We start from the raw sequence: 24331 nt of genomic DNA, 5'->3' as shown, positions 1-24331 counted from the left end.
ATGATAAGAGTTGAACAGAGAGTCAAGTTTCCTAGTTCGTGGATTGAGTTGATTAATGGGTTGCTCCGTTATAGGCTTTCCTGTATGGACTTGTTTTAACCAGCGCTGAGTGTCAGACTAGGAAACTATAGCTATCCTGACGCACAACTGCTTCTATACTAACTTGAATGGTAATGAATTAAGGCTGGTGGGTTTCGACTTCGCTCAACCCACCCTACGGTATATCAAGGGTTACGGTGATCCAAAAAGGCTTAAATCAGCAACATTCATCCTAACTTGAATGTCACTGAATTGAGAGTTTGTAGTCAGCGCTGTCTTCGCTTCTGGCACGCTTCGTGCCTACTACAAACATTCATCTTAGCTTTTGCAAGGCGTCCGATTGTTTAAATTGAGACAGATTGGCATTTCCTGTACAAAAGAGTACCGTGGTTATTTCCGCGATTAATAACTCTACGAGTTCATCCACCGCCTCTGTAGACTCTGATGCGGCTTGGAGAAAGGGAAAGGCTAATCCGGCTAAATCTGCACCCAGCGCGATCGCTTTGGCAACCTCTAACCCATTGCGTAATCCACCGGAAGCGATTAGGGGAACTTCTGGGGCAATGTCTCGAATACTGGTGATACAATCGGCTGTGGGTAATCCCCAGTCGGCAAAGGTTTGTCCTAAGCGACGTTGCTTGAGATTTAATGCCCGTTCACTTTCAACTTTTGCCCAAGACGTTCCCCCAGCACCCGCGACATCAATGGCGCTTACGCCTGCGTCAAGTAGTTTCTGTGTCATGGCGGCTGAGATGCCATTGCCGACTTCTTTGGCAATCACAGGTACAGGTAACTTGCAGCACAATTTGTGTATTTTGTCAAGTAAACCGCGAAAATTTGTATCTCCGTTCGTTTGAATACATTCCTGTAAAGGATTGAGGTGCAAAATTAAGGCATCGGCGGCTAACAGTTCCACCACGCGCAAGCATTCATCCAAGCCGTAACTGTAGTTCAGTTGAACCGCACCCAAATTCGCCAATAACAAGATATCCGGTGCAAGCGATCGCACGGCAAAGGTATCCGCCACTTGTGGATTCTCCACCGCGACTCGCTGGGAACCCACACCCATGGCTAATTGATACGTTTGGGCGACTTCAGCCAGACGAAAATTAATCGTTTGCGCCTGTTGGGTTCCTCCAGTCATGGAGGATATGAGTAAGGGTGCGCCTAAGGTTTTACCCAGAAACTCGGTAGAGATATCAATCTCACTGCGGTTGATTTCCGGTAAACAACAGTGGGTAAACCGATAGCGTTCTAATCCATTGGTGATTTGATTAAACTGCACATCTTCATTGAGACAAATTCTGATGTGATCGGCTTTGCGCGTTTGGGTTTCTGTCATCGTGCTGGAAAATGAGAACAGGGTGGGAGGGTAGGAGAGTTTGCAGCAGGGTTCAGCCAACGATATACTAAAAGACTTTGATTAACTCCACAGCATCTCGTCCATCAAAATCTTGCAGGTAAACTTTAACTTGTTCGTCTCTAGAGGTGGGTAGCTGTTTGCCTGTAAAGTCGGGACATATCGGTAACTCACGATGTCCGCGATCGACCAGAACTAATAACTGAATCACCTGGGGTCTACCGTATTCATTCACCGCATTTAAAGCAGCGCGAATCGTGCGCCCACTAAAGATAACATCATCGACCAATACCACAATTTTGCCCGAAAGATCACAGGAAATCTCGGTTTTCGCTGGAGTACGGACGCCAATCTGATCCAAATCATCGCGGTAGAAGGTAATATCGATCGCGCCCACGGCTACTGATTCCTGTTCTAACATTTCAATTTGCCGTCCTAGCAGCTTGGCGAGGGGAACTCCGCGAGTATAAATGCCTAAAAGCACAAGTTTAGACACATCTCCGGCGCGTTCAATCACCTCAGATGCCAAACGAGTGACAGTGCGGCGCAGTTCTTCAGGGGAGAGAATTTCAATAGTTTGAGTTGGCATTCTCGTTGCTGGTTTGATGGCGGATGGGATAGGACTAGGGGAGAGAATTAGGGATATTGTCTAGAGTTCACGGCATATAGTTTGGAGTAGGGGCGGGTTTAGGGACTAATATAAATTGCCTTTCCGAGTTGGGTTGCAAAACCCGCCCTTTGTTTAAGTTTGGGGTTTTGAGGTATGACCCTTTGTTTCGCTAGTGGAGAATCGAGTTTTGATGCCATATATATAAGGATGGGAATAAATGAGAAGACTCCAGTATTGCGATCGCGATAACCAGCCAAATCAAACAGCAGTATCGGGTCAACTGTAACCCTTGGTCAATTTTGGTCGGTGTAATTGGCTCAACCGGATCACCTAAAAGGGGTTTATATTTGGCAACTCCCTGATACCAGTTGGTTCCCCCAAGTTGTACGCCCAGAATAGCAGCATAAGCGCATTCACTCCAACCGGAATTGGGGCTAGGATCGCTGGTTGCATCTCGGCAGCATAAACTCCACACTTTTTGGGGTTTTCCTGACAAAAGCGCTAAGGTTATTACCGTCAGCCGACAGGGTAGCCAGGTTAAGTAATCCTCAAGTTTAGCACTGAACCACCCTAAATCTGTATAAGGTTCGCGTCGATAACCAATCATTGAATCGAGAGTGCTAGCCGCTTTATAGGCTAAAGCCAAGGGAGAGCTACCCACTATCGGAAAAAACGCGCCAATAATAGCATAAAATAAGGGCGCTGTAACACCATCCGTAGCATTTTCGGCGATAGTCTCTAGAACCGCCCGAAACATTTCAGGTGCTGTCAATTTTTCTGTATCTCGACCCACATATTGACGCAAACGAGAACGCGCTTGCTCTAACTCTTCATCAGTTAGCGGTTGTACCACATCATCAGCCGCGTTTCGTAAACTGCGACCCGCAAAACAGCTTGCTAGCAGAATACTTTCAACCCCAATCCCTACCCAAGGATGAAGCCAGTTTGCTGCCAACACGATGAACCAGCCTGCCATACCACTACCGATAATTAATCCTAACCCCAATCCAATTCCGGCGAGGCGGCGTTCCCAGGGACGATAAAGATTGTGAATTATCCATTGGCTAAAGTGAGAAATCAGCCAACCCATGACTTGGACGGGATGAAGCCAACCCCAAGGATCACCTATCCAGTAATCTAGACTGGCGGCAAGTAACAAAACAATGACACTTCTAGTCAATCTTGTTGCCTTTGAGCGTATCTATATTATCTTCCCAATTAGCACCATCAAACGGCACTCTGGCAAATCGAGACAGGACATCATCATCGAGACAACGCAGGTTAACATCAATCGACTGGGGATGAGAACGGGGGCGATAAAAGGGGTGAATCCCACAAATACGGCAGAATGTATGTTTAGCGGTATGGGTATTAAACGTATATGTTGTTAAAACCTCAGCCCCACTCAATAGAGTAAACCGTTCCGGGGGTACAATTAGGTGGATGAAGCCTTTTTTGCGACAAATTGAACAATTGCAATCGATTGCCTCGTGCTGGTCAACTGTCACACTGAAACGGACAGAACCACAGTGACAGCCCCCTTGATAGGTAATCAGTTGATTCATTATGGTCATTCGAGATCAAAGCCTCTATTAAATCACAAAACTGGTTTGTTCGCCTTGAGCCGCTTGCCAACTTCGAGCATCATAGTAAAGATCGGCAAGGGTTATGCTATATAGGGCATCTTTGAGTTTTTCATGAAGTCGATGCCACAAGGTTAAAGTTACCCAGTCTTCGGCTTGAGTGGCATCTGCCTGGTGGTGGTGTAATGGTTCGATTGTTTCACCAACGGCTGCTAAAATCTGACCCAGAGAAATTTTTGAAGGTTCGCGAGCTAATTGATAGCCACCTTGAGAACCCCGTACTGAATTCACTAAATTAGCACGACGCATTTCAATCAGTAGTTTCTCTAAATAGGGTGCGGGTAGATCTTGGCGCTGGGCAATCATTTTAACGGATGTTGGTCCATAACCGGGCTGTAGGCTGAGATCAAGGAGCGCTTTGACACTATAATGTCCGCGAGTTGTCAACTTCATAGGGATTGTAATCTCTCCTAGCTTGGAGTTGGTTTGAAGCTGGAGTCTAATTCAGCCAGTTTCAGGTTGGGTTGTACAGGGTTAAGAGTTGAACGGGTTTTTTTTTATTGACGTCCCCGGATGGTTGTACTGTCAACTATAACCAGGTGGGTTTTTCCTGAAGCCTGATAACGCCTCCCATCAATCCTGAGTTTTGCACATCATTGGTTTTTGTTGCTGACTCGATCAACTGGAAACGCCCCACCTTATCGCTGCGTATCCATTGCTGACACGTTCTCCAGTCGGCGGTTGATTTGTTAAAAAGATAAATTCAACAAATATAAGCAACCAAGTTGACAGTATCCGTGTAATATAGTTCTATAGAGGATGATATAAGACCAAGATTTTGTTATCTTGGTTATGTATCAGTATAGCGAAATCGCTACCTGAGACCTCACTGTTTAGGTTTAGATTCAAGTTGATGGCTAAAAAGAAAAAAATGGAGTCCAAGATGGAACCCTTAGAGGGTCAAGCACTGCTTGAGAAAGTTAGAGAGCTAGGTAACCTCAGCAAAGAAGAAAAAGCTAGAGCCTGTGGCTACTACACCGTAACTAAAAACGATGTAGAGCGCGTTAATATGATGAAATTCCTGAATGCGCTGATTGACGCTGAGGGTATTGAATTAGATAGCAAAGCCAATGGCAATGGACGCGGGGGTAGGAGTGCGAGCTATCGCATCTCTGTGCAATCTAACGGTAATCTGCTTATTGGTTCTGCTTATACGAAACAGATGGGTTTACAACCTGGGGATGAATTTGAAATCACCTTAGGTCGTAAGCACATTCATCTCAAGCAACTTGGCGCAGAAGAGGAAATTGATGAGTAAGACTCAGGCGATGGCTAAGGAAAAGCTAAACGCCTAAAGAGGCTGACTGTTTACCAGCATTTCAATTGGCTTGAGTCATAGTAGCAACAACGGATAAGTCCGCGTTCCAACCTGATGGTTGGGCGATAGGATTTTTATTGGAGTTGGCAAAAAAGACCCCCGTTATAATCCAGAAGATTTAGCGGGGGATATATCTTGCTATTCATTGAAATGGCTAAGATACAATCCAATGGGGAGAAGTCATCAACAATACCAGAGACACATACATTCCCCAAAACAAAATGAAAATAAATTGTATGTCGCGTCGAGCCACGAGGATAGCCGCGATCGCGAAGGTTAGGGCGACGGAGCTAGAAACGACAGGTAAAAGCTTTCCAGAGGCTTCTAGTAGGAAATAAACAGTAGCGGCGATTGCCCCTAAAGACATGAGACTCAATCCAAAAACCCAGAGACGCGGATAGGATTGAGAGCGGGGCGAATTCCACACGGCGGCAAGTTGAGCGCCACCCGCTAGGGCTAAAGCGGGGTAAATTGGTAAACTATACGCCGATAAGGGAGAGCCAATTAGACAAACGGCTCCTCCATAAACACCCGTCCAAACCAATACGAATTTTGCCCAACCCCAATTGCGATGAGTCCACGCCAACCCTAATCCATAAGACGCAAAGAGTAACCAGGGAACCGAGAATTTTAAGAACTCCAATAGGTAATCGTAATAGCCAGTAAGAGTCCTGGGAATCTTGACAGAATGCCAAAAGGGTTGTAATGATTCTTGGATCAGATTGGCAGTGAGAAATGCTTGACCCTCAAGCCAGGGTAGAGTATACCAAACCAATCCGGGGATGATACCTAATATCCAACCCAACCACCAATAGCCAGATCTGAGCAGTCTCGGCGTATCCCAGGCAATAAAAATTAAACCGATTGCCAGCAAAAGCAATCCGAATCCAATTCCCTGAGTCAGACAAATTAAAGCGAATCCAATACCAGCTACCAATGACCAACGCAAATCACGACGCGATCGCAACAGACACACCATCATTAGCATGACAAAGCATAACACCGCACTATCCGCGATCGCGAGACGTCCATACTGCACCACAGGTAATACAGTTAAATAAATGAAGCTCGAAAAAAGCGCATTTTGACGAGATGGGAAAATTTCTCGACCGATTCCATAGAAAAGGGGAACAGACAGAGCGCTCAGAAGGGCAGTCGGTAAGCGTGTGATCAAGGTATTATCATTCCCTGTCTTATAAGCCAAAGCAATTAGCCAATACAGTAAGGGTGGATCTTCAACATAGGATTTGTCCCCAAACGTTGGATAAAACCATTGCCAAGATGCCAAAGGCGTGGTAGTTAATTCACCAGCGACCTGATTGATCGTTTGTTCACCCCCATTTAAGAGAGGTGGGCTATCCAGATTTAGACAAAATAAGAGCAAAGCGGCTAAGAGTAAGCCGAACATCCACATCCGCTCAATCCAACGTTGAGTTTTGCGAATTCGACTCTCTGAGCGTCCCGAAATAAATGTTTGACGATTCATCTTTAAACGAACAAGTTAGAGTGCTGCTGGTCGCCAGTCGTTCACCTTGCTGCCATCCAACAGGTTGCCATTGCCTTCACCGTGACTCAACCCGTGGCGCGACCTAATCAAACGGTGACTTTTCAATTATGACTTTTCAGTTAAAAATAAAAAACTCTGACTACCCCGATCAGCGTAACTTTAGGAATAACTAGAGTGCGTAGTGCTATAGATAGATAGACCTAGCCGCGTTAGGATCAACGTTAGCGTCACACCCGACGGGTTAACCGAATCACTCCTGCCGCTTATTCACAGTAATATAGTTAGGCTTTATCAACTCAACTTGCTCATTTTGTTAAATAGAGCCAATCATCAGGCATCTAGACCTCAGTCGATCACCTGCGACAAGCATACCTATGGAAGGATCTTTTGAATTAACCCTACAAATGGTCATCGCTGTCTGTGCTGGAATCAGCGCTCAGGTGATTGCCGAGTACCTAAAAGTCCCCAGCATCGTCTTTCTGCTCATCTTCGGTGTTTCCCTCGGCTCCGATGGTTTGGGTTTATTACACCCCCAAGAACTGGGAGTGGGTTTAGAAGTCATTGTTGCCTTATCCGTCGCCGTAATTCTTTTTGAGGGAGGACTTAACCTCAACCTGCGCGATTTAGGCAAAGTATCAGGTTCTCTGAGAAACCTCGTCACCCTGGGAACGCTGATTACACTGCTAGGCGGTGGGATGGCTGCCCATTGGTTAGGAGAATTTCCCTGGTCGATTGCCTTTCTCTATGCGGCTCTCGTAGTTGTGACCGGTCCGACGGTTATTGGTCCACTGCTTAAACAAGTAAAAGTTGATCGACGAGTTGCCGCCCTTTTAGAAGGAGAAGGGGTATTAATTGACCCCGTGGGGGCGATTCTATCCGTTGTTGTCCTCGATACCATTCTCAACAGCGATGCAGGAGCCTCGGCTGCCATTGTCGGTCTAGGGTTACGCCTGGGTATTGGTGGTGTGATTGGTGGTATCGGTGGCTGGCTGCTGGGTTTATTTCTCAAACGAGCCGATTTTCTTTCAGAAGACCTGAAAAACCTGGTGGTGTTAGCCGGGATGTTAGGCTTATTTGGCTTGGCACAAACGATTCGCTCCGAATCCGGATTAATGGCAACCGTCGTCGCCGGAATCGTTGTCGGTGCGTCTTCTCTACCAGAAGAGCGCCTGTTGCGACGGTTTAAAGGACAATTAACAGTGCTGGGGGTTTCTGTACTCTTCGTTCTCCTCTCCGCCGATTTGTCCATTGACAGTGTGTTTGCTTTAGGGTGGGGCAGTGTATTCACGGTTTTGGCATTAATGACCCTAGTGCGCCCGGTGAGTGTCAGCTTATGTACCTGGAATAGCGGCTTAAATTGGCGACAAAAAATCTTTTTATCCTGGATTGCGCCCAAAGGAATTGTCAGTGCTTCCGTCGCCTCCTTATTTGCGATTCTTCTCACCGAACGCGGGATTAATGGGGGAGATTCGATTAAAGCCCTGGTCTTCCTAACGATTATGCTGACGGTATTTTTACAAGGGTTAACGGCGCGTTGGGTTGCCCAATGGCTACAACTGAATCCCCAGGAAAAGGCAACGGGTGCGGTGATTGTGGGCTGTAATCCTTTGAGTCGTCTGATTGCGCGTTTGTTTCAAGAACAGGAAGAAGAGGTTGTCCTCATCGACACTGATCCCGAAGCCTGCCAAAAAGCCGAGGAGGAAAATCTGCGGGTGTTCCAAAGCAGTGGTTTAGATGTTGAGGTTTTAGAAGAAGCTGGGATTGAATCAGTGGGTACATTTCTGGCAATGACCAATAATGGGGAAGTGAACCTAGTCTTAGCCCAACGCGCCGTGGAAGAGTTTGCGCCGCCACGAGTGGTTGCCGTATTTCCGCGTGATCCCCAAGCCAATACGACGAATAATAAAACAAAAGTCAATCAAGCCTTTGTTTCTCAACTACCGATTAAGACGTGGAACAAATATATTGTCGAGGGGCAAGTCAAGTTAGGTACAACCACGTTAAAAGAATTGGGATTGGCATTTCAGCGAGCGCATTTACAAGCGTTGATTCGGGCGGGGGAACTGGTTCCCTTATTAATCGAACGGCAAGGGAATTTACAAGTGGCTAGCGCGAATGAAACTTGGCAGGCTGACGATCAAATTATTTATCTGCTGCATGATCCCAGACCTAAACTCTTGAAACGCTTATCCGGTGGCAGTTCGTCCTCTCGGCTGGCGGTAGAAAAGTTGCCAGAGGTTGAGGAGATTCCGATTTCTGAGCCTGTGGAAGAGAAAGCGGTGAAAGAAATTGCCAATAAACCGAAGGGTGAAAAAGAGGCGAAGGTTGAAGGATGAAACAGTTTTGACCCTTCTCCCACCGTGGGGAGAAGGGGGATCGGATGCTCTTGCTCCCCTCTCCCCGGCGTGGGAGAGGGGCTGGGGGTGAGGGGTTGAGCTTAAGTTGACACCAATGGTTTAGACGCTTCCTTAGTGGGGGTAGCGATAACATTTCAATACTGTCTAATGATTCAGAGGAATCACTCACTGAATAAAGGGCGCAAGGCTTGCGCCCCTAAGATTTTTACCTTAAATAGGGAACCCACGATTTCATTGGTTCTGGCGAACCATACCAAAGTCCCTGCCTTCGCGGTGAATGCAGCACTCCTTCTAAGGTGAGATTCACCGCCCCCTCTAAATGAGCTGCTTCAATGGGAGTAATCCCATCTCCCCAACAATTGCCGACTCCACAGGTTTGCTGATAACTGTTATAGGCTAACCATTGACCCAAGCGCCGTTGACCATAGATGGCTTTACCCGCGACACAGATATATTTAACCTGGGGATAAAACGCTCCCGGATAGTTGATTGCCACAAAATCCAGATTGCGTTTTGTCCAGCGCTCTTGGCTAGTATGAGGTGTCCCTAATGTTACCAATGTGGCAATAGCAGGATGAGCATTCCAAAATCCGGGGACTGAGGATGTTACATTGCCATGAATATCGTAGGGTTTTTCGCCCAGGTAGATTCGGGCAATCCAGCCTCCGGCGGAATGACCAATCAGATTAACCTGATTGGCGTTGTAATCTGCCATAACCTGTTTCACGGTTTGGTCGAGTTGGCGTAAAATTGGTACAACTGAGCGACCGCCTATGGTGGGAATCCAATCGCCTTGTCGTAGCGGTACAGTAACGGTGGGAAACCCGAATTGATTTAACGCGGTTTCTAATCCTCGATATTCAGTTGCCCCGGCAAAAAAACCCGGTAGAATAACAGTCGGTAGTGGCATTTTGGATTGTAAAGCTTTTTAATCAAACGTAACAAATAATCATGGGGCAAGTTGGCACGCTTTACGGTCTGAGTGTGGGTCCAGGCGATCGCGAATTAATCACGCTTAAAGCCCTGCGTATCCTCAAACAAGCACCCGTGGTGGCGTTTCCGGCGGGAGTGAGGGGAAAATTGGGTATGGCTCAACAAATTGTCGGGCAATGGTTAGACGCTCAACAAGTTCAACTGCCCTTAACATTTCCTTACGTGCAAGACCTTGACATTCTTACCCAAGCGTGGATAGAAGCTGCCGAACAGGTTTGGCATTATCTAAACATTGGACAAGATGTGGCGTTTGTTTGTGAAGGGGATATCAGTTTTTACAGCACGTTTACCTATTTGGCGCAAACCCTGCAACAGCAGCAACCCACCGCCGTCGTGCAAATGATTCCTGGCGTTTGTTCACCCATGGCAGCCGCCTCAGTGTTAGGATTACCGCTAACGGTACAGCGCGATCGCTTGGTGGTGCTGCCAGCTCTCTATAATGTAAAGGAACTGGAAACAATTTTAGAGTGGGCGGATGTCGTAGTCCTGATGAAAGTGAGTTCAGTGTATGAACAGGTATGGCAAGTGTTGCATCGCCGCCAATTATTGGACACCGCCTGGGTAGTCGAACGTGCTACCCTACCAGATCAAGTGATTTATCACGATTTACGCGATCGCCCAACGCTGAAATTACCCTACTTTTCGATCATGATTGTCAACGTTACTCAATCCCTGAGTTCAATTAGACTCTAGATTATTTTTATTAACGGCGTCGCGGAAGTCCTCACCCAAGGGCGAAGTAGGGTGAGGATGGACAGCGGGAAATTGAGGAACGAAATTTCCCATCTTCAGGACTTGCTTACCTTAAATGGTATATAGTGGTAAGAGGAGGTGAAAGCGATGCGACATCAAGCCATCAAAGTTAGGCTATATCCGACAACTGAACAACAAGTGATACTAGCTCAACACTTTGGCTGTAGTCGCTGGTGGTGGAATTATGCACTCAATTTGTGCATTGAAACTTACCAGTTAACGGGTAAAGGCTTGACACGTTCAGCATTAAACGCATTTTTGCCTAAGCTCAAGAAACAGGAGGAAACCGAATGGTTATCTGAATGCTATTCTCAAGTTTTGCAAGCTACCACACTAAACCTGGTAGCTGCCTACAAAAACTTTTTCGAGGGTAGAGCTAGATACCCAAGGTTCAAGGCTAAAAGGAATAAGCAATCCATTCAGTATCCTCAGTCGGTTAAAGTTGTTGATGGTTGCCTCAAGTTTCCCGGTCGTGTTGGCGTAGTCAAAACTAAAATACACCGACCAATTGAAGGAACTATCAAGACAGTAACGGTTAGCATGACGCCATCGGGTAAGTATTTTGCATCTGTATTAACCGAGGTAGAAGGGGATAATCCTCCTGTCAGCACTCTCGCAAGTCGAAGTGAAGGTAAAATTGCCGGGATTGACTTGGGATTAAAGGATTTTGCCATTGTTAACGATGGGGTTAAAACCTCTAAGTTTGATAACCCCAAACATTTAGCCAAGCATGAGCGTAACCTCAAGCGGAAGCAACAGAAATTAGACAGAAAGGAGAAAGGAAGCAAGTCACGAGATCAAGCCAGGAAACTGGTGGCTAGGGTTCACGAACGAGTTAGTAATGTCCGTCAAGACTACTTACATAAGCTATCGAGAAAGCTTGTTGACGAAAACCAAGTTATCGTAGTCGAAAGTCTAAATACTAAAGGCATGGTTCGGAACCACAAACTAGCTAAAGCAATTTCTGATGTAGGCTGGGGAATGTTTGTCAATTTTATATCGTACAAACTCGAAAAAGAGGGTAAGGTACTGGTAGAGATTGACCGATGGTTTCCTAGTTCAAAACTCTGCTCAAACTGTCATTATCAGGTAGACGAGATGCCCTTGGAGGTTAGGAGTTGGACTTGTCCGAGCTGTGGCACTCATCATGATAGAGATGGTAATGCCTCAGCAAATATTAGAGCGGAAGGTGTCAGAATGCTTCGACAGGCTCAACAACATTTATCGGTCTCAGGGACTGGGACTGCTGATGGTGGAGGGGATGTGAGACCGAAGCTTGGGCGTAAGTCTAAGCTGACGCAATCCCCAGCGAAACCAGAAGCTCAGGCTTCAACGAAGTAAGCCTGAGTAGTTCACAACGAATAGAATTCCCGACAACCCCGCAACGGAGAGCATGATAACGGCTATGTCGAATCTCTTATTTAGAACGGTTTCCGAGAAACTCAATCAGCCAACTGGAATCGCGGTAATAGCATCGGTGGGTATTCATGTCATCTTGGGGCTAACCTTACCCTCTTATGTCCCCGTTTTTTCCAATGAAGCGCCACCGACGCGGCGAACTGTACAAATGTTGGAATTAAGCGAAGCCGATTTGAGTCGCCTACCCGATTTATCGGTGCCAACGATTCCCCCGTATATTTATCAGCAGACACCATTACAATCGCCATTCCCACCACTCCCACCTCTCCCCTCTCAGGATTCCTTAGATTCTTTACCCCTCGATGGCAACATTTCCGTGGCGCCCCCTTCCCAATCGTTAAAAATTCCGTCATCGTCGTCTTCGACTCGGAAACGAACCCGAACCCGAATCTCCCTGAATCAACCGAGTACCCCATTTCCATCCATGAGGAGAAATCTAGGAATTCCAGTTTTTCCTAGCCAACGTAATCATCTACAGTCTTCCCTCGGCACAACGAATCCTGAATCAAGATCCATACAAACAGAGCCGACGCAGAGTATTGATGATCGTCTATTAAGGGTGTTGTCTGATCGCAACTCAGCCTTGTTGACGACTCCACGCTCTAAACCACCGGAACCCCCCAAAGAGAGAAAGCAAATCGCTTCTAATCCAGATAGCGATCCCTCCGCTAATGACGATGAGCCAACCCCAAATCCGGAAGAGACGGCATCAGAATCGGATCAGTCAGTAGCCCTGAAACCCAACTCTGAACAACAGTCAGATAGCACTGGCGCTGAAGGGAATAAGGTAGAACCTCCACCCCTAAAACGCAGAACATTGATTGCTTCCTATCCCAAAGCCGCTTGCCAGAAGCAGGTTAATGGCAACGCCCTATATAGCGTCGTTGTCGGCACTGATGGCAAACCAACGAATTTAGAACTCATTCAACGAGCAGGTGATCCCATTCTTGAGCAAAAGGCACAAGATACAATTCAAGCTCATCGTTTTCTGAATAGCACGGAACAGCCCCAGGAATACCAAGTCTCGGTGGAGTTCTCTGATCAAGACAAGGTTTGTCCGAAGCCAACACCTCCCGAAGCCTCGGATCAGACTCCTGAGGGGTCTAATTCGCCAACACCCCAACCTGAGAATCCGGAGGCGTCTGAGGAGTCGAATACCCCAAGTTCTTCCTCATCCAATCCAGACACCTCGGATCGTGATTCAGAAAACTCTGGACAACCATCGCCATCAGAGACAACCTCAGAGTCAGAGGCTCAAAAAGACCAACCTGAAGAATCAGCGAATCCAGCAGAGGAAAGCCCTGAAGCCTCCAACCCACCTGACGTAGTTGTACCCATACTCTAGCCTCAGACGGGCTGGCGCTATCAATTTTTGACCCGTCTCATCCTTGATCCCCAACCAGATGTTAAGATGATCGACGGTTATAATTATATGCTCTAAGATTACCGCGAAAAGGAACCCAAGTCATTATGCCTTCACGAGAACCTCGCCGCATACTCATAACAGGTGGAGCGGGGTTTATTGGCTCCAACTTCGTCCATCACTGGTGCGATCGCTACCCAGATGATCGAGTTGTTGTTCTCGATTTGCTCAGTTACGCCGGCAATCGCCGTAATCTAGAGTCAGTCGAGGGACGAGAAAATTTTCGATTTGTAGCGGGAGATATTTGCGATCGCACTCTCGTTGATGCTTTACTTCGCAGTGAGACGATTGATACCGTTGCCCACTTTGCAGCAGAATCCCATGTTGACCGCTCAATTTTGGGACCTGAAGCATTTGTGAGAACAAATGTTCTGGGTACGTCCACTCTCTTGGAAGCCTTTCGCCAGCATTGGAAAAAGCGGGGAGATCGAGGGAGCGATCGCTTCCTTCATGTTTCTACGGATGAAGTATACGGCAGTTTGAGTCCGAATGACCCGTTGTTTAGTGAAACGACACCCTATCAGCCTAACAGTCCCTACGCGGCGTCTAAAGCGGGTAGTGATCACATTGTCCGTGCCTATCATCATACCTACGGCGTCCCCACATTAATTACCAATTGCTCAAATAACTATGGTCCCTATCAGTTTCCGGAAAAGCTGATTCCTCTGATGTGCATTAACATCATGCTGGGTCAACCCTTACCTGTTTATGGGGATGGACAGCATGTGCGGGATTGGTTGTATGTCAACGATCACTGTCAGGCGATCGATTTAGTTCTGCACCAAGGAACTCCCGGCGAAACCTATAACATTGGTGGTAATAACCAAATCAAGAACCTGGATTTAGTTCAGATGGTTTGCCAGCTTATGGATGAATTAGCCTCGGATTTGCCTGTTTCTCCCAGTAAAAAGTTAATTTCTTTTGTCAAAGATCGACCGGGACACGATCGCCGATACGGAATTGATGCTCGCAAAATTAAGGCAAAACTGGGTTGGACGCCTCAAGAAACCATTGAAGGAGGATTACGTAGTACCGTTGAATGGTATTTGACCCATCGGGATTGGTGGGAGCCGTTGCTGTCGAAGGAGTATAAAGATTACTACCGAAAAATTTATGGTTAAATCAGCTAGGACTTACACAAAGCCTCTATGTGTAGGGTGGGGAGAGCGTAGCGTAAGGCACCTTTGCCCCCATAAGTGGTGTAGCTGCGTAAGTCCTGTCAGCAAAGGATGTTTGCAGATAGTTGGGTGAGGACTAAGCTGTTCGGTATTCAACCCTTAATGTCAACAATGATGAAATCCTTGTAGTGTGTTTAGCGAAGCATACTCCTTGAGGGAGGGTGTATCAACCAGCGAGATCAATCTCCATTATGTATGAATCAATTATCACTCGTAGGGGTACGGCATTGCCGTACCCTTACCTGATGTATAGCAGTAGACACATCGATTAGGACTTTCGGCACCATTGTAGAGACGCGCCATGGCGCGTCTCTACATAAATGATGTGTCCTAACCGCTATGGCGGTTGCTATATATAGCACTACGCACACACGTTAGGACAAAAGAAGAAAAATTTAAATCGCTTGACTCTGAGCGAAGTCGAAGGGTCAATCCCTTGATGAGTCAGTGTTTTTCTTCACTATTGCCCATTGCCTATTGCAAGAAAGCCTAGCGCGTAGCGCTATACTTCTTTACGGCTGAATCTGTTGAATTTGGTCAAGGGCATTTTGGTAAATTGTCATGTCACCCTGTTGTCTAGATAAATCTGCCGCCTTTTGGAAATCCGCGATCGCTTCTTCTTCATTACTGAGTTGAACATGGGTAAGTCCCCGATGATAATAGGCTTGGGCGTAGTTGGGATTAATCTCAAGCGCTTGGTTTAAGTCAGCGAGGGCTGTTTGCAAATCGTTCTGTTGCAGATGAACAAACCCACGATTTGAGTAGCCTTGAGCATAGTTAGGGTTGACAGCAATCGCCCGATTAAAGTCAGCAATTGCTTCCTTAAATTTTCCCTGTTCTAAACGGGCATTGGCACGGTTATTATAGGCTAAAACAAGGTTAGGATTAATCTCAAGTGCTTGGTTGAAGTCAGTGATTGCTTCTTGAATATTTTCCTGTTGCAGATGGGCAAATCCTCTACCATTATAAGCTAGAGCTAAGTTAGGATTTATGTCAATTGCCTTAGTAAAATCAGAAATCGCGCCTTCCAAATCTCCCATTTGTAGGCGGGCAAACCCGCGATTGTTATAGGCTGGATCAAAGTTAGGAGCAATTTCTATAGCTCGATTTAAATCAGTAATCGCTTTTTTAAATTCTCCTTGTAATGTATAGGTGTGTCCTCGTATAGAGTAGGCAGACGCAGAATTATGGTCAATCTTAATCGCCTGATTGAAATCATCAATTGCTCCCCTGAAGTCACCTGTTGCTAATTTCTCTACTCCTCGCTGGACAAAATCCTCTGCAGTAGTTTGAGCTATATAACTTTCTGCCGTGGTCAAGCTAATTTTAGGAAATTGGACTTCGCTAGCCGCAACTGGATTGATGAAGATTGCAGATAAACCCAACAAGTAAATCGTGCGGCGAATAATTTCTGGAATTCCGAAAATTTTTTGTCTGTGCTGCTGGTCTAATGTCTGTTTGAGGTGATTAAATTGGATAGACATTATTTCCTCCCTAATGAATGTAGAGACAGGAATACCCTACTTATTTACGTCATCAGCTTCGGTCACATCAATGGATAAGTAGCAACCTCGCTCGATATAGTAATTACTGTAGTGACTTATTGCTAATCTCTCATCTCTCTTTTGGTAGGTATGTCAGGAACTATTAGTTGTTCTTAATCAAAATTAAAAAGTAGTTGTTTATTAATAAAAATTGTTAATTATTGCGTTTAATTGATAATTTATATTGATAGTTCATTTGTCAATTCATATCTTTTATAGAACTCGCCCTCTGTAGTGATGTGACAAAAAAATCACTATACCAATATTTTTCTACCGTTTGTTAGAGGGAAAAATGATGCCTCTTGCCTATAATTAGGAGCGCTGATACCTTAACAATGAGTTGGAAACCTGATGTTGCAGCAGAATAGCACTGACGTATGGGTTTGTCGTGGGCGATGCTAGGATTTTTAGCGCTGAAGTGCAACGACGAACTTAGGTTGAATGGCACTAACTTTAGAGTTTGTAGTAAGCGCTCGACTCGCTTATGGCACGCTTCGTGCCTACTACGAACCCCGCTTAAGTCAGCGACATTCAACTTAGGTTAGTCCGTAACATTCGTGTTAGGGTTAAAATATGGCTTACGGATTCAGTAAACAATTATGAAATCAGCCAATAAATTTATTATCGGCTTTCTATTAGTCGTCATCTTCGGCTTACCTTTCTCTCAAACATTGGTTCACATTCTCACAGAAGCCTGGTGGTTTAATTCGGTTAACTTCTCAGATGTATTCTGGACGCGGATCACCTGGAAAATTATGGCTTGGGTGGGAACGTTTATTATTTACGGACTATTCTTGTGGTTTAACTATTGGATGGCACAGCGTCTAACTCGCGATCGCGCGTTTCGTTTCCTAGACGCCAGTGATTTAGCCCACTATACCGATACGATCGCCAATTCCGCTGTCTTAGTGGTGATCTTCCTGATCAGTTTAGCCGCCGCCACAACCAGTGCATCGGCTTGGGAGACGATATTAAAGTATTTGAATGCCACCGATTTTAATCTGACCGATCCCATTTATCAACATGATATTGGGTTTTACTTGTTTCAGCTTCCATTCTATGAGGGGTTGAAGAATTGGGTGTTGACTCTCTTGGGGTGGAGCTTGATTTTATCCATCGCGGTTTATGTATTGAAAGGCACAATACGGTTAGACCAATACTGGCAACATTTCCTGACTAAAGATGTAAAAACCCATCTCAGTTTACTGTTAGCTGGGATTGCTTTAGTGATTGCGATCGGCTTTTGGTTAGAACGCTACGAATTACTCTACGATGTTGATGGTGTCGTCTATGGTGCAGGGTACACCGATGCTCATGCTCAACGTCTAGCCTTCTGGATTATGAGCGTTATCTCCCTTCTGCTCGGCTTATCGTTTATCCTAGCCATTTGGCAAAACAATATTGCCTTACCTACCTATGGCATCGGGATTTATATGATTGCTTTTCTGGTTTTTATTGGTCTTTTTCCCTGGTTTCAACAACGCTTTATTGTTGAACCGAATGAATTAGAAAAAGAAAAGCCCTACATTGAACATAATATCGCCTATACGCGCAAAGCTTACGATTTAGACAAAGTTCCTACCCAAGACTATCCAGCAGAAGGACAGCTAAGTCGCCAAGGGTTGCAAGACAACCAATTCACGATTCGTAATATTCGTTTGTGGGATTATCGACCGTTATTAAGTACCTATCGTCAACTGCAAGAAATTCGTCTTTACTATCGATTTAATGATGTCGATGTTGATCGCTATACGATTGACGATAATTACCGACAGGTGATGCTTTCACCACGGGAATTAGTCTATGCCCAAGTCCCCGATCGCGCTAAGACTTGGGTCAACGAGCGGCTAAAATATACCCATGGTTATGGTTTGGTTATGAGTCCGGTAAATATTGTGACTGAGGATGGCTTACCGGAACTGTTTATCCAAGATATTCCGCCAATTTCTAAAGTCGATCTGCAAGTCGATGAATCCGCCATTTACTACGGCGAAGAAACCGATACCTATATCTTTACCGGGACAACAACTCAAGAATTTGACTATCCCCGTGGCGATGCAAATGCATTCACAAATTACGAAGGAAATGGAGGTGTACCGATTCCTTCACTGTGGCAACGATTAGCTTATGCGTATGATTTGGGCGATCTGAAAATTTTAATCTCTAATTACTTTGCCAACACCTCCCGCATTCATTACCATCGCCAGATTCAGGAACGGGTGAGCCAAGTTGCACCTTTTTTACGGTTTGATCAAGACCCTTATATTACCTTAATTGATGGTAGATTACAGTGGATTATTGATGCCTATACGATAAGCGATCGCTATCCCTATTCTGAACCTGTTTCCCAAAGTAATAATGCTAGCGCGATCACTCAAGATGGGGATATTGCCCAAATGTCTCAAGGGGATATTAATTATATTCGCAACTCAGTTAAAGTCGTCGTGGATGCCTTTAATGGGACAATGCAGTTTGTGGTTGTTGATGAAGATGACCCAGTACTGCAAACCTATCGCAAAATATTCCCCACCTTATTTACCGCCCAAGACGAGATTATAGCCGATGTAAAAGCCCATTTCCGCTATCCCCTGGATCTATTCACCATTCAGGCGCAAATGTATCTGTCTTACCACATGGATAATCCCCAAGTATTTTATAACCGGGAGGATTTGTGGCGTTTTCCCACAGAAATTTATGAAGGGAATGAGCAGATCGTGCTGCCTTATTATGTGATTATGCGCTTACCCGAAACATCAAGTCACGAATTTATTTTGATTCTGCCGTTTACCCCCGTCAATAAAGATAATATGGTTGCGTGGATGGCAGCGCGTTCTGATGGGGAAAACTATGGCAAATTACTCCTGTACGAATTCCCGAAACAAGAACTCGTTTATGGTCCTTCGCAAATTGAAGCTCGCATTGACCAAAATCCGCAAATTTCCCAACAATTAACCCTATGGAGTCAGGAAGGATCGCGAGTAATTCGCGGCGATTTATTAGTGATTCCCATTGACCAATCATTACTGTATGTCGAACCCGTTTATCTGCGGGCTGAACAAGGTGAACTTCCAGAATTGAAGCGGGTCATTGTTGCTTATGCGAAAGAAGTGGTTATGGAAGAAACCTTAGAGGAAGCTTTAGCGACTATCTTTGGCGAAACCCAAGCAGACGTGCAACAACCTACTCCGACTCTACCATCTGCTCCACCAAAAGAAGGAGTTTCCAAACTCGCCCAATCCGCCTTGGAAACCTATCAAAAAGCACAGGAAGCCATGCGTCAAGGCAATTGGCAAAAATACGGTCAATACCAACAAGAATTGGAGAGCATCTTACAGCAATTGAACCAAACCCCAAAATCTGCACCCGATCTGAGAAAGTCAGCAGGCGACCAAAATTAATCTTCCCTGAGCCGAACTCCAGAATCTTTGTTGTTATAGCACGACGAGGATACGTTAGGACATTAGTTAATCCCCACAGGGAACAGGGCAACGTGGGGAAAAAATCCTCAATTATTCAGAACGGCTGCAATTGGGACAAATGGCGATAACCCGATGATTTATTCTTTATCTTGCCTGACATTGGAGCGCTATTACAAAGGGAATCGCCTCTTTAAAAGCACTGATAAATGTATCAATCTCCTCGCGGGTGTTGTAGAAATAGGGACTCACGCGAGCCGTGCAAGGAACACCGAGAATCCGATGCAAGGGTTGGGTACAATATTGACCCGCTCGAATCGCAATACCCGCCTGATCCAAAACTTGAGCTAACTGATAAGGGTTAATTGTTCCGCAGGTAAATGAGGCTAACGCCGCTCTACCACTGCCGTCAGCGTTGGGTTTAGAACCATAAATTGTGATACTGGGAATCGTGTTTAATTGCTCAAACAAATAGGCAGTCAGTTCATGTTCATACGCCTGGATTTTGTCCATACCAATAGCGGTGAGGTAATCCACGGCTGCACCCAGTGCGATCGCTTCCCCCGTGGCGGGAGTTCCGGCTTCAAAACGGTAGGGAATATCGGCATAGGTGGCATGATCCAGAAAAACCTCAGCTATCATCTTCCCGCCCCCTAAAAATGGCGGCATTTCTTTGAGAACGTCTAATTTCCCATACAGGAAACCAATCCCTGTGGGAGCGCACATTTTGTGTCCCGATGCTGCTAACCAATCGCAATCAATCGCTTGTACGTCAAGTTTTAGGTGGGGTGTACTTTGACAAGCATCAATTAATACTTTTGCGCCATAGTGATGCGCTAGTGCGGTAATGTCTTGGATTGGGTTAATACAGCCTAACGTGTTAGATACATGAACAATGGATACCAGTTTCGTGCGATTGGAGAGTAGAGTTTTAAACTGGTCTACGTTAAATTCTTGAGTGTCGGTTAATTCGACAAATCTTAACACAGCACCTGTGCGTTGGGCAATCTGTTGCCACGGGATCAGATTGCTGTGGTGTTCCATGACTGAGAGAATGATTTCATCCCCAGGCTGTAAGTTTTTCCCTCCCCAAGTGGAGGCGACTAAATTAATTCCTTCTGTAGCATTGCGCGTATAGATGATTTCTTGGGCAGATGTGGCATTAACAAATGTAGCAATTTTCTGCCGTGCGTTTTCGTAGGCTTCGGTGGCTTTGGAACTCAGGGTATGAATGCCTCGGTGAGCGTTGGCGTTAGTATGCTCATAGTAGTTCTGCCAAGTCTTAAGAACTTGTAAAGGTTTTTGGGAGGTTGAGGCATTATCCAGGTAAACTAAAGGTTTACCGTTTATTTTATCTTGCAAAATCGGGAAGTCAGCCCGAACTTTGGCGGCAAGGTGTTGTTCTGTTGTAAGTATCATAGGAATCCAGATTGAAAATTGTCTGTATATTGTTCTAGATCAATTTTCATCTTTATCGGCATGAAATCCAAGGGAGAAAATGATAAATTAAGTATCATTTTCTCAGAAAAATAGCCAATATTCCCTGTTTCCTTTTGCCCGTTGCCTTCTGAGGTATGCCAATCTAAATGCCGAATATCTATCAGCTTTAAGTTAGTAAGCTGTCATGCATTTAAATTGGGTATTAGTAGCGAGCAAGATGCAAAGCCTGCGGCATGGCTTCGCTAAACGCACTACAAGGCTTTCGCCATTATTGACATTAAGGTTTAAATGCCGAACAGCTTACCATTCGGATTAAAAGTTTTAGTCCACTTTAGTGGACTTGAGCTTTTAGCCCGGAGTTTGAACTCCGGGCGGGTGTCGGGGCTTTAAGTCAGTGCTATTAATCCTAGGTTAAATCGCCTCACCTAAAATGAGCCGTTGTCGATGACTGTGCAATAACTGAAATTCCTGTTGCCCTACCTGCTCTACCATATAAATGATATCTTCAGGTCGTAACAGCGTGCCATCATTCCGACAACTGCCAACATACCGTAGCACAGCCGATTGAGATGGGGTGTCTGTTTTCACCTCTATCAGTTCTAACTCAAATAAGCGATCGCGCAAATTCACCGACTTCTTCTTCCCCGACTTGGTGCGCTTCTCTAGCCAAATCGCCTCAGCCTGATTTACCTGATTAACCCAATCTTGCCACTGTTGCGGCGATGCTGATCCCGCTTCGCTTACCACCTCAAGCCGATACTCCGCTTTCTCTAAGAGTCGGGTTGTCGCTGGCACTTTTAAATCCGCTTCTTCAACCTGATAAACTGGGATATCTGACGGAAGCTGATCCGCAAGCCGTTGCTGAAACTCCGCCACATCCATCGACTCGGTTAACTCAAAGTCGGCTATCTCGCCACTACTCGACATCCCTAATGACAACGCATTCGCGATCATAATCCGAGGTCCAGGATGATATCCGCCAGTAAAGGTAATCGGTAACGATGCCCGTCTCACGGCGCGGTCAAATAACCGGACTAAATCCAAATGACTGACTAATGTCATTTCGCCCACCTTACCGTACCACACCCGCAACCGCTGCGCTTTGTGTTGATTTGGCTTAAAATGACCTGTAAATTCGGGAATTTGCGGCGGTTCAAAGACAATATTATGACCGAAATCCGTGCCACAGATCCCACAGTGAGAACAACCCTCAAAGGCACAATCCGGTACAGTTGCCGCATCTAAGGCGCGTTGTAAGTCTTCGATTAGCCAGTTTTTATCAATCCCGGTATCCAAATGATCCCAGGGTAAGGGGGAAAGGGTGTAGGGGCGGGTTTCACAACTATCCTTTGCTTTATACCCAGATGCAACTAAACCCGCCCCGTCTGAGTGCGAGAGGGTTGCACCATCAAACACATTCCATTCGCCGTTTTCGATTTGGCGATATTTCCAGGTAAGATCAGATTCGGCGATCGCACCTTCCCAAGCGGCAAACGCTTTATCTAAACTTTCCCACCAGGCATCCATTCCCGCACCCAATTCCCAGGCGCGACGCACCACCGCCCCTAAGCGTCTGTCACCGCGCCCCACAAAGTCTTCCATTGCCGAAATTCGCACGTCGGTGTAGTTCACCTTAACACCCTTAATCCGACGAAAAGCATCGCGTAATAATTCCTGTTTACGGATAAACTCAGACGTAGACACCGAATGCCACTGAAATGGTGTATGTGGCTTGGGAGTAAAGTTAGAAATCGTGATATTAAAGCCAAACCGCTTACGCCCTGATGCCCGACATTCTTGCTGCAACCACCTCACGGTTTCAGCAATCCCGATCACATCGGCATCGGTTTCACCGGGCAAGCCAATCATAAAGTAGAGTTTAACTTTATCCCACCCTTGCTCAAACGCTGTCTTCACACCCCGCAGCAATTCTTCGTTCGTCAATCCCTTATTCACAATATCCCGCATCCGCTGGGTGCCGGCTTCTGGGGCGAAGGTTAACCCACTTTTGCGTGTACCACCGATAATATTGGCAATATTCTCATCAAACCGATCCACCCGTTGGCTGGGGAGAGACAGGGAAATGTTCTCATTTTTGAGACGATTCTTTACTTCCAATCCCACGGCGGGTAGGGACAGGTAATCGGAACAGGAAAGGGAAAGCAGGGAAAACTCATTATATCCCGTCGCCCCCATTCCCTTTGCGATCGCATCCACGACTTTCTCGGGTTCCACATCTCTGGCGGGGCGGGTTAGCATTCCCGGTTGACAAAAACGGCATCCTCTGGTGCAGCCACGCCGAACTTCAATCGTCAGCCGATCATGAACGGTTTCGATATAGGGAACGAGTCCAATAGAATATTCTGGTATTGGTGTAGCGACTCGCCGCAAAATCCGCGCTGGCACATCGGGGCGATTGGGATGAACTGAACCATCCTCTGCCATGTCGTAGAATTGTGGCACATAAACCCCCGGAATCTGCGCCAAGTCTAAGAGTAATTCAGTGCGAGTTAATCCGGCGGCTTTGCCTTCTTCAATAACTAAACCAATTTCGGGGAGTAATTCTTCCCCATCCCCTAGCGCCACAACGTCTAAAAAGTCGGCGTAGGGTTCTGGGTTGGATGTCGCGGTTTGTCCGCCAGCAAAAATGAGGGGAATTTCTGTAATGCTGTGATTTGCCCGTTCTTGCCAAGTGAGAGGAATTTGGGCTAAGGAGAGCATTTCTAGGATATTTGTCGCCCCAAGTTCGTAGCTGAGGCTGAATCCCAGGATATCAAAATCCGTGAGCGATCGCCGATTTTCGACTGTAAACAAAGGTGTCTGAGTGTCCCGCAATTTCGCGGCTAAATCCGGCGCAGGTAAGTAAGCGCGATCGCAAAGTTGTCGAGGTTGAGTGTTTAGGATGTTGTAGAGAATAATATGTCCTAAATTAGATGCACCCACTTCATAGACTTCTGGGTAGGTTAATACCCAGCGCACCTTAGCCGTGTCCCAGGGTTTATGAACAGCGCCTAACTCGTTTCCCAGGTAGCGGGCTGGTTTGATGATGTCTTTGGTCAGTAGTTTCTCTGGTGCGATCGTCATGACAACCTTGCCCCTCTGAATCGAGTGCGGTTAACCCTTACAACTCATCCATCTTACAGAAGACTAGCAATAATGCCCAATAGTCACTAGACAATAGTCCTGTAACTGTCTCCCAAAAGAAAAAATGAATTCGCTCAGGGAGTGTACAATTCACCTACTTTATGATATTGTTCTAGTTTCTCGATATCAGGGACATCTGCTTGACAGAGTTAATCAGGGAACACTACTGAGCGTTTGAGCTAGCTAA

General features: G+C 46.0%; 17 protein-coding genes. 7 read left to right on the top strand and 10 right to left on the bottom strand.

All coding sequences use genetic code 11. The features are described from left to right. Nucleotides 1-352 precede the first annotated feature (352 nt). The 5 genes from fni to MC7420_RS05615 form a co-directional block, all read right to left on the bottom strand. Entirely contained in the window at nt 353-1381 is a 1029-nt protein-coding gene (gene fni / locus MC7420_RS05635) for a type 2 isopentenyl-diphosphate Delta-isomerase (RefSeq protein WP_006098952.1), read from the bottom strand. A 67-nt stretch (nt 1382-1448) separates the two neighbouring features. Next, nucleotides 1449-1988: a bifunctional pyr operon transcriptional regulator/uracil phosphoribosyltransferase PyrR gene (pyrR, locus tag MC7420_RS05630; protein ID WP_006098953.1), complete on the bottom strand. Its 540-nt coding sequence runs from the start codon at nt 1986-1988 to the stop codon at nt 1449-1451. Nucleotides 1989-2178: 190 nt separating this feature from the next. Then, nucleotides 2179-3189 (bottom strand): adenosylcobinamide-phosphate synthase CbiB, encoded by a 1011-nt coding sequence (gene cbiB, locus MC7420_RS05625; RefSeq protein ID WP_044205207.1) that lies wholly within the window; start codon nt 3187-3189, stop codon nt 2179-2181. Continuing rightward, on the bottom strand, nt 3182-3574 hold the full coding sequence (locus MC7420_RS05620; RefSeq protein ID WP_006099053.1) for a GFA family protein: 393 nt from the start codon (nt 3572-3574) through the stop codon (nt 3182-3184). The genes cbiB and MC7420_RS05620 overlap by 8 nt, the downstream gene beginning before the upstream one ends. A gap of 27 nt (nt 3575-3601) precedes the next feature. After that, nucleotides 3602-4045 (bottom strand): Rrf2 family transcriptional regulator, encoded by a 444-nt coding sequence (locus tag MC7420_RS05615; RefSeq protein WP_006099125.1) that lies wholly within the window; start codon nt 4043-4045, stop codon nt 3602-3604. Between the two features lie 460 nt (nt 4046-4505). Here MC7420_RS05615 and MC7420_RS05610 point away from each other — a divergent pair, with 460 nt between their 5' ends. After that, nucleotides 4506-4910, top strand: coding sequence for an AbrB family transcriptional regulator (locus MC7420_RS05610; protein WP_006099102.1), 405 nt, complete (start codon nt 4506-4508; stop codon nt 4908-4910). Between the two features lie 214 nt (nt 4911-5124). Here MC7420_RS05610 and MC7420_RS05605 read toward each other — a convergent pair whose 3' ends face one another. Continuing rightward, complete coding sequence (locus MC7420_RS05605) at nt 5125-6456, bottom strand: ArnT family glycosyltransferase (RefSeq protein WP_006098840.1); 1332 nt, start codon at nt 6454-6456, stop codon at nt 5125-5127. Between the two features lie 395 nt (nt 6457-6851). Between MC7420_RS05605 and MC7420_RS05600 the strand changes: the two genes are divergently transcribed. Further along, a complete protein-coding gene (locus MC7420_RS05600) occupies nt 6852-8813 on the top strand; it encodes a cation:proton antiporter (RefSeq protein ID WP_006098798.1) in 1962 nt (653 codons plus the stop codon). 226 nt (nt 8814-9039) lie between these two features. On the opposite strand, the gene MC7420_RS05595 is transcribed toward MC7420_RS05600, so the two are convergent. Next, the gene (locus MC7420_RS05595; protein WP_006098925.1) at nt 9040-9744 is read right to left on the bottom strand and encodes an esterase/lipase family protein; all 705 of its coding nucleotides are present in this window, start codon (nt 9742-9744) and stop codon (nt 9040-9042) included. Nucleotides 9745-9785: 41 nt separating this feature from the next. On the opposite strand from MC7420_RS05595, the gene MC7420_RS05590 reads away from it, so the two are divergent. From MC7420_RS05590 to rfbB, 4 genes are all read left to right on the top strand, one after another. Next, on the top strand, nt 9786-10520 hold the full coding sequence (locus MC7420_RS05590) for a precorrin-2 C(20)-methyltransferase (protein WP_006098845.1): 735 nt from the start codon (nt 9786-9788) through the stop codon (nt 10518-10520). 147 nt (nt 10521-10667) lie between these two features. Then, complete coding sequence (locus MC7420_RS05585; protein ID WP_006099079.1) at nt 10668-11921, top strand: RNA-guided endonuclease InsQ/TnpB family protein; 1254 nt, start codon at nt 10668-10670, stop codon at nt 11919-11921. A 64-nt stretch (nt 11922-11985) separates the two neighbouring features. Continuing rightward, on the top strand, nt 11986-13344 hold the full coding sequence (locus tag MC7420_RS05580; protein ID WP_006098979.1) for a TonB family protein: 1359 nt from the start codon (nt 11986-11988) through the stop codon (nt 13342-13344). 125 nt (nt 13345-13469) lie between these two features. Beyond that, on the top strand, nt 13470-14543 hold the full coding sequence (rfbB, locus tag MC7420_RS05575; RefSeq protein ID WP_006099073.1) for a dTDP-glucose 4,6-dehydratase: 1074 nt from the start codon (nt 13470-13472) through the stop codon (nt 14541-14543). 569 nt (nt 14544-15112) lie between these two features. Here the strand turns inward: rfbB and MC7420_RS05570 are convergent. Next, nucleotides 15113-16084: a tetratricopeptide repeat protein gene (locus MC7420_RS05570; protein WP_006098957.1), complete on the bottom strand. Its 972-nt coding sequence runs from the start codon at nt 16082-16084 to the stop codon at nt 15113-15115. 659 nt (nt 16085-16743) lie between these two features. Between MC7420_RS05570 and MC7420_RS05565 the strand changes: the two genes are divergently transcribed. Further along, nucleotides 16744-19542 carry a UPF0182 family membrane protein gene (locus MC7420_RS05565; RefSeq protein WP_006099063.1) on the top strand — a complete coding sequence of 933 codons (2799 nt, stop codon included), beginning with the start codon at nt 16744-16746 and terminating at the stop codon, nt 19540-19542. A 165-nt stretch (nt 19543-19707) separates the two neighbouring features. On the opposite strand, the gene MC7420_RS05560 is transcribed toward MC7420_RS05565, so the two are convergent. Further along, nucleotides 19708-20979 carry a SufS family cysteine desulfurase gene (locus MC7420_RS05560; RefSeq protein ID WP_006098874.1) on the bottom strand — a complete coding sequence of 424 codons (1272 nt, stop codon included), beginning with the start codon at nt 20977-20979 and terminating at the stop codon, nt 19708-19710. 432 nt (nt 20980-21411) lie between these two features. Continuing rightward, complete coding sequence (locus MC7420_RS05555; RefSeq protein WP_006098932.1) at nt 21412-24084, bottom strand: TIGR03960 family B12-binding radical SAM protein; 2673 nt, start codon at nt 24082-24084, stop codon at nt 21412-21414. Nucleotides 24085-24331: the final 247 nt, after the last annotated feature.

Source organism: Coleofasciculus chthonoplastes PCC 7420, from assembly GCF_000155555.1.
Taxonomy (GTDB): domain Bacteria; phylum Cyanobacteriota; class Cyanobacteriia; order Cyanobacteriales; family Coleofasciculaceae; genus Coleofasciculus; species Coleofasciculus chthonoplastes_A.
The sequence above is the reverse complement of the archived record's forward strand: the minus strand, read 5'-3'. Positions and strand labels throughout refer to the sequence as shown.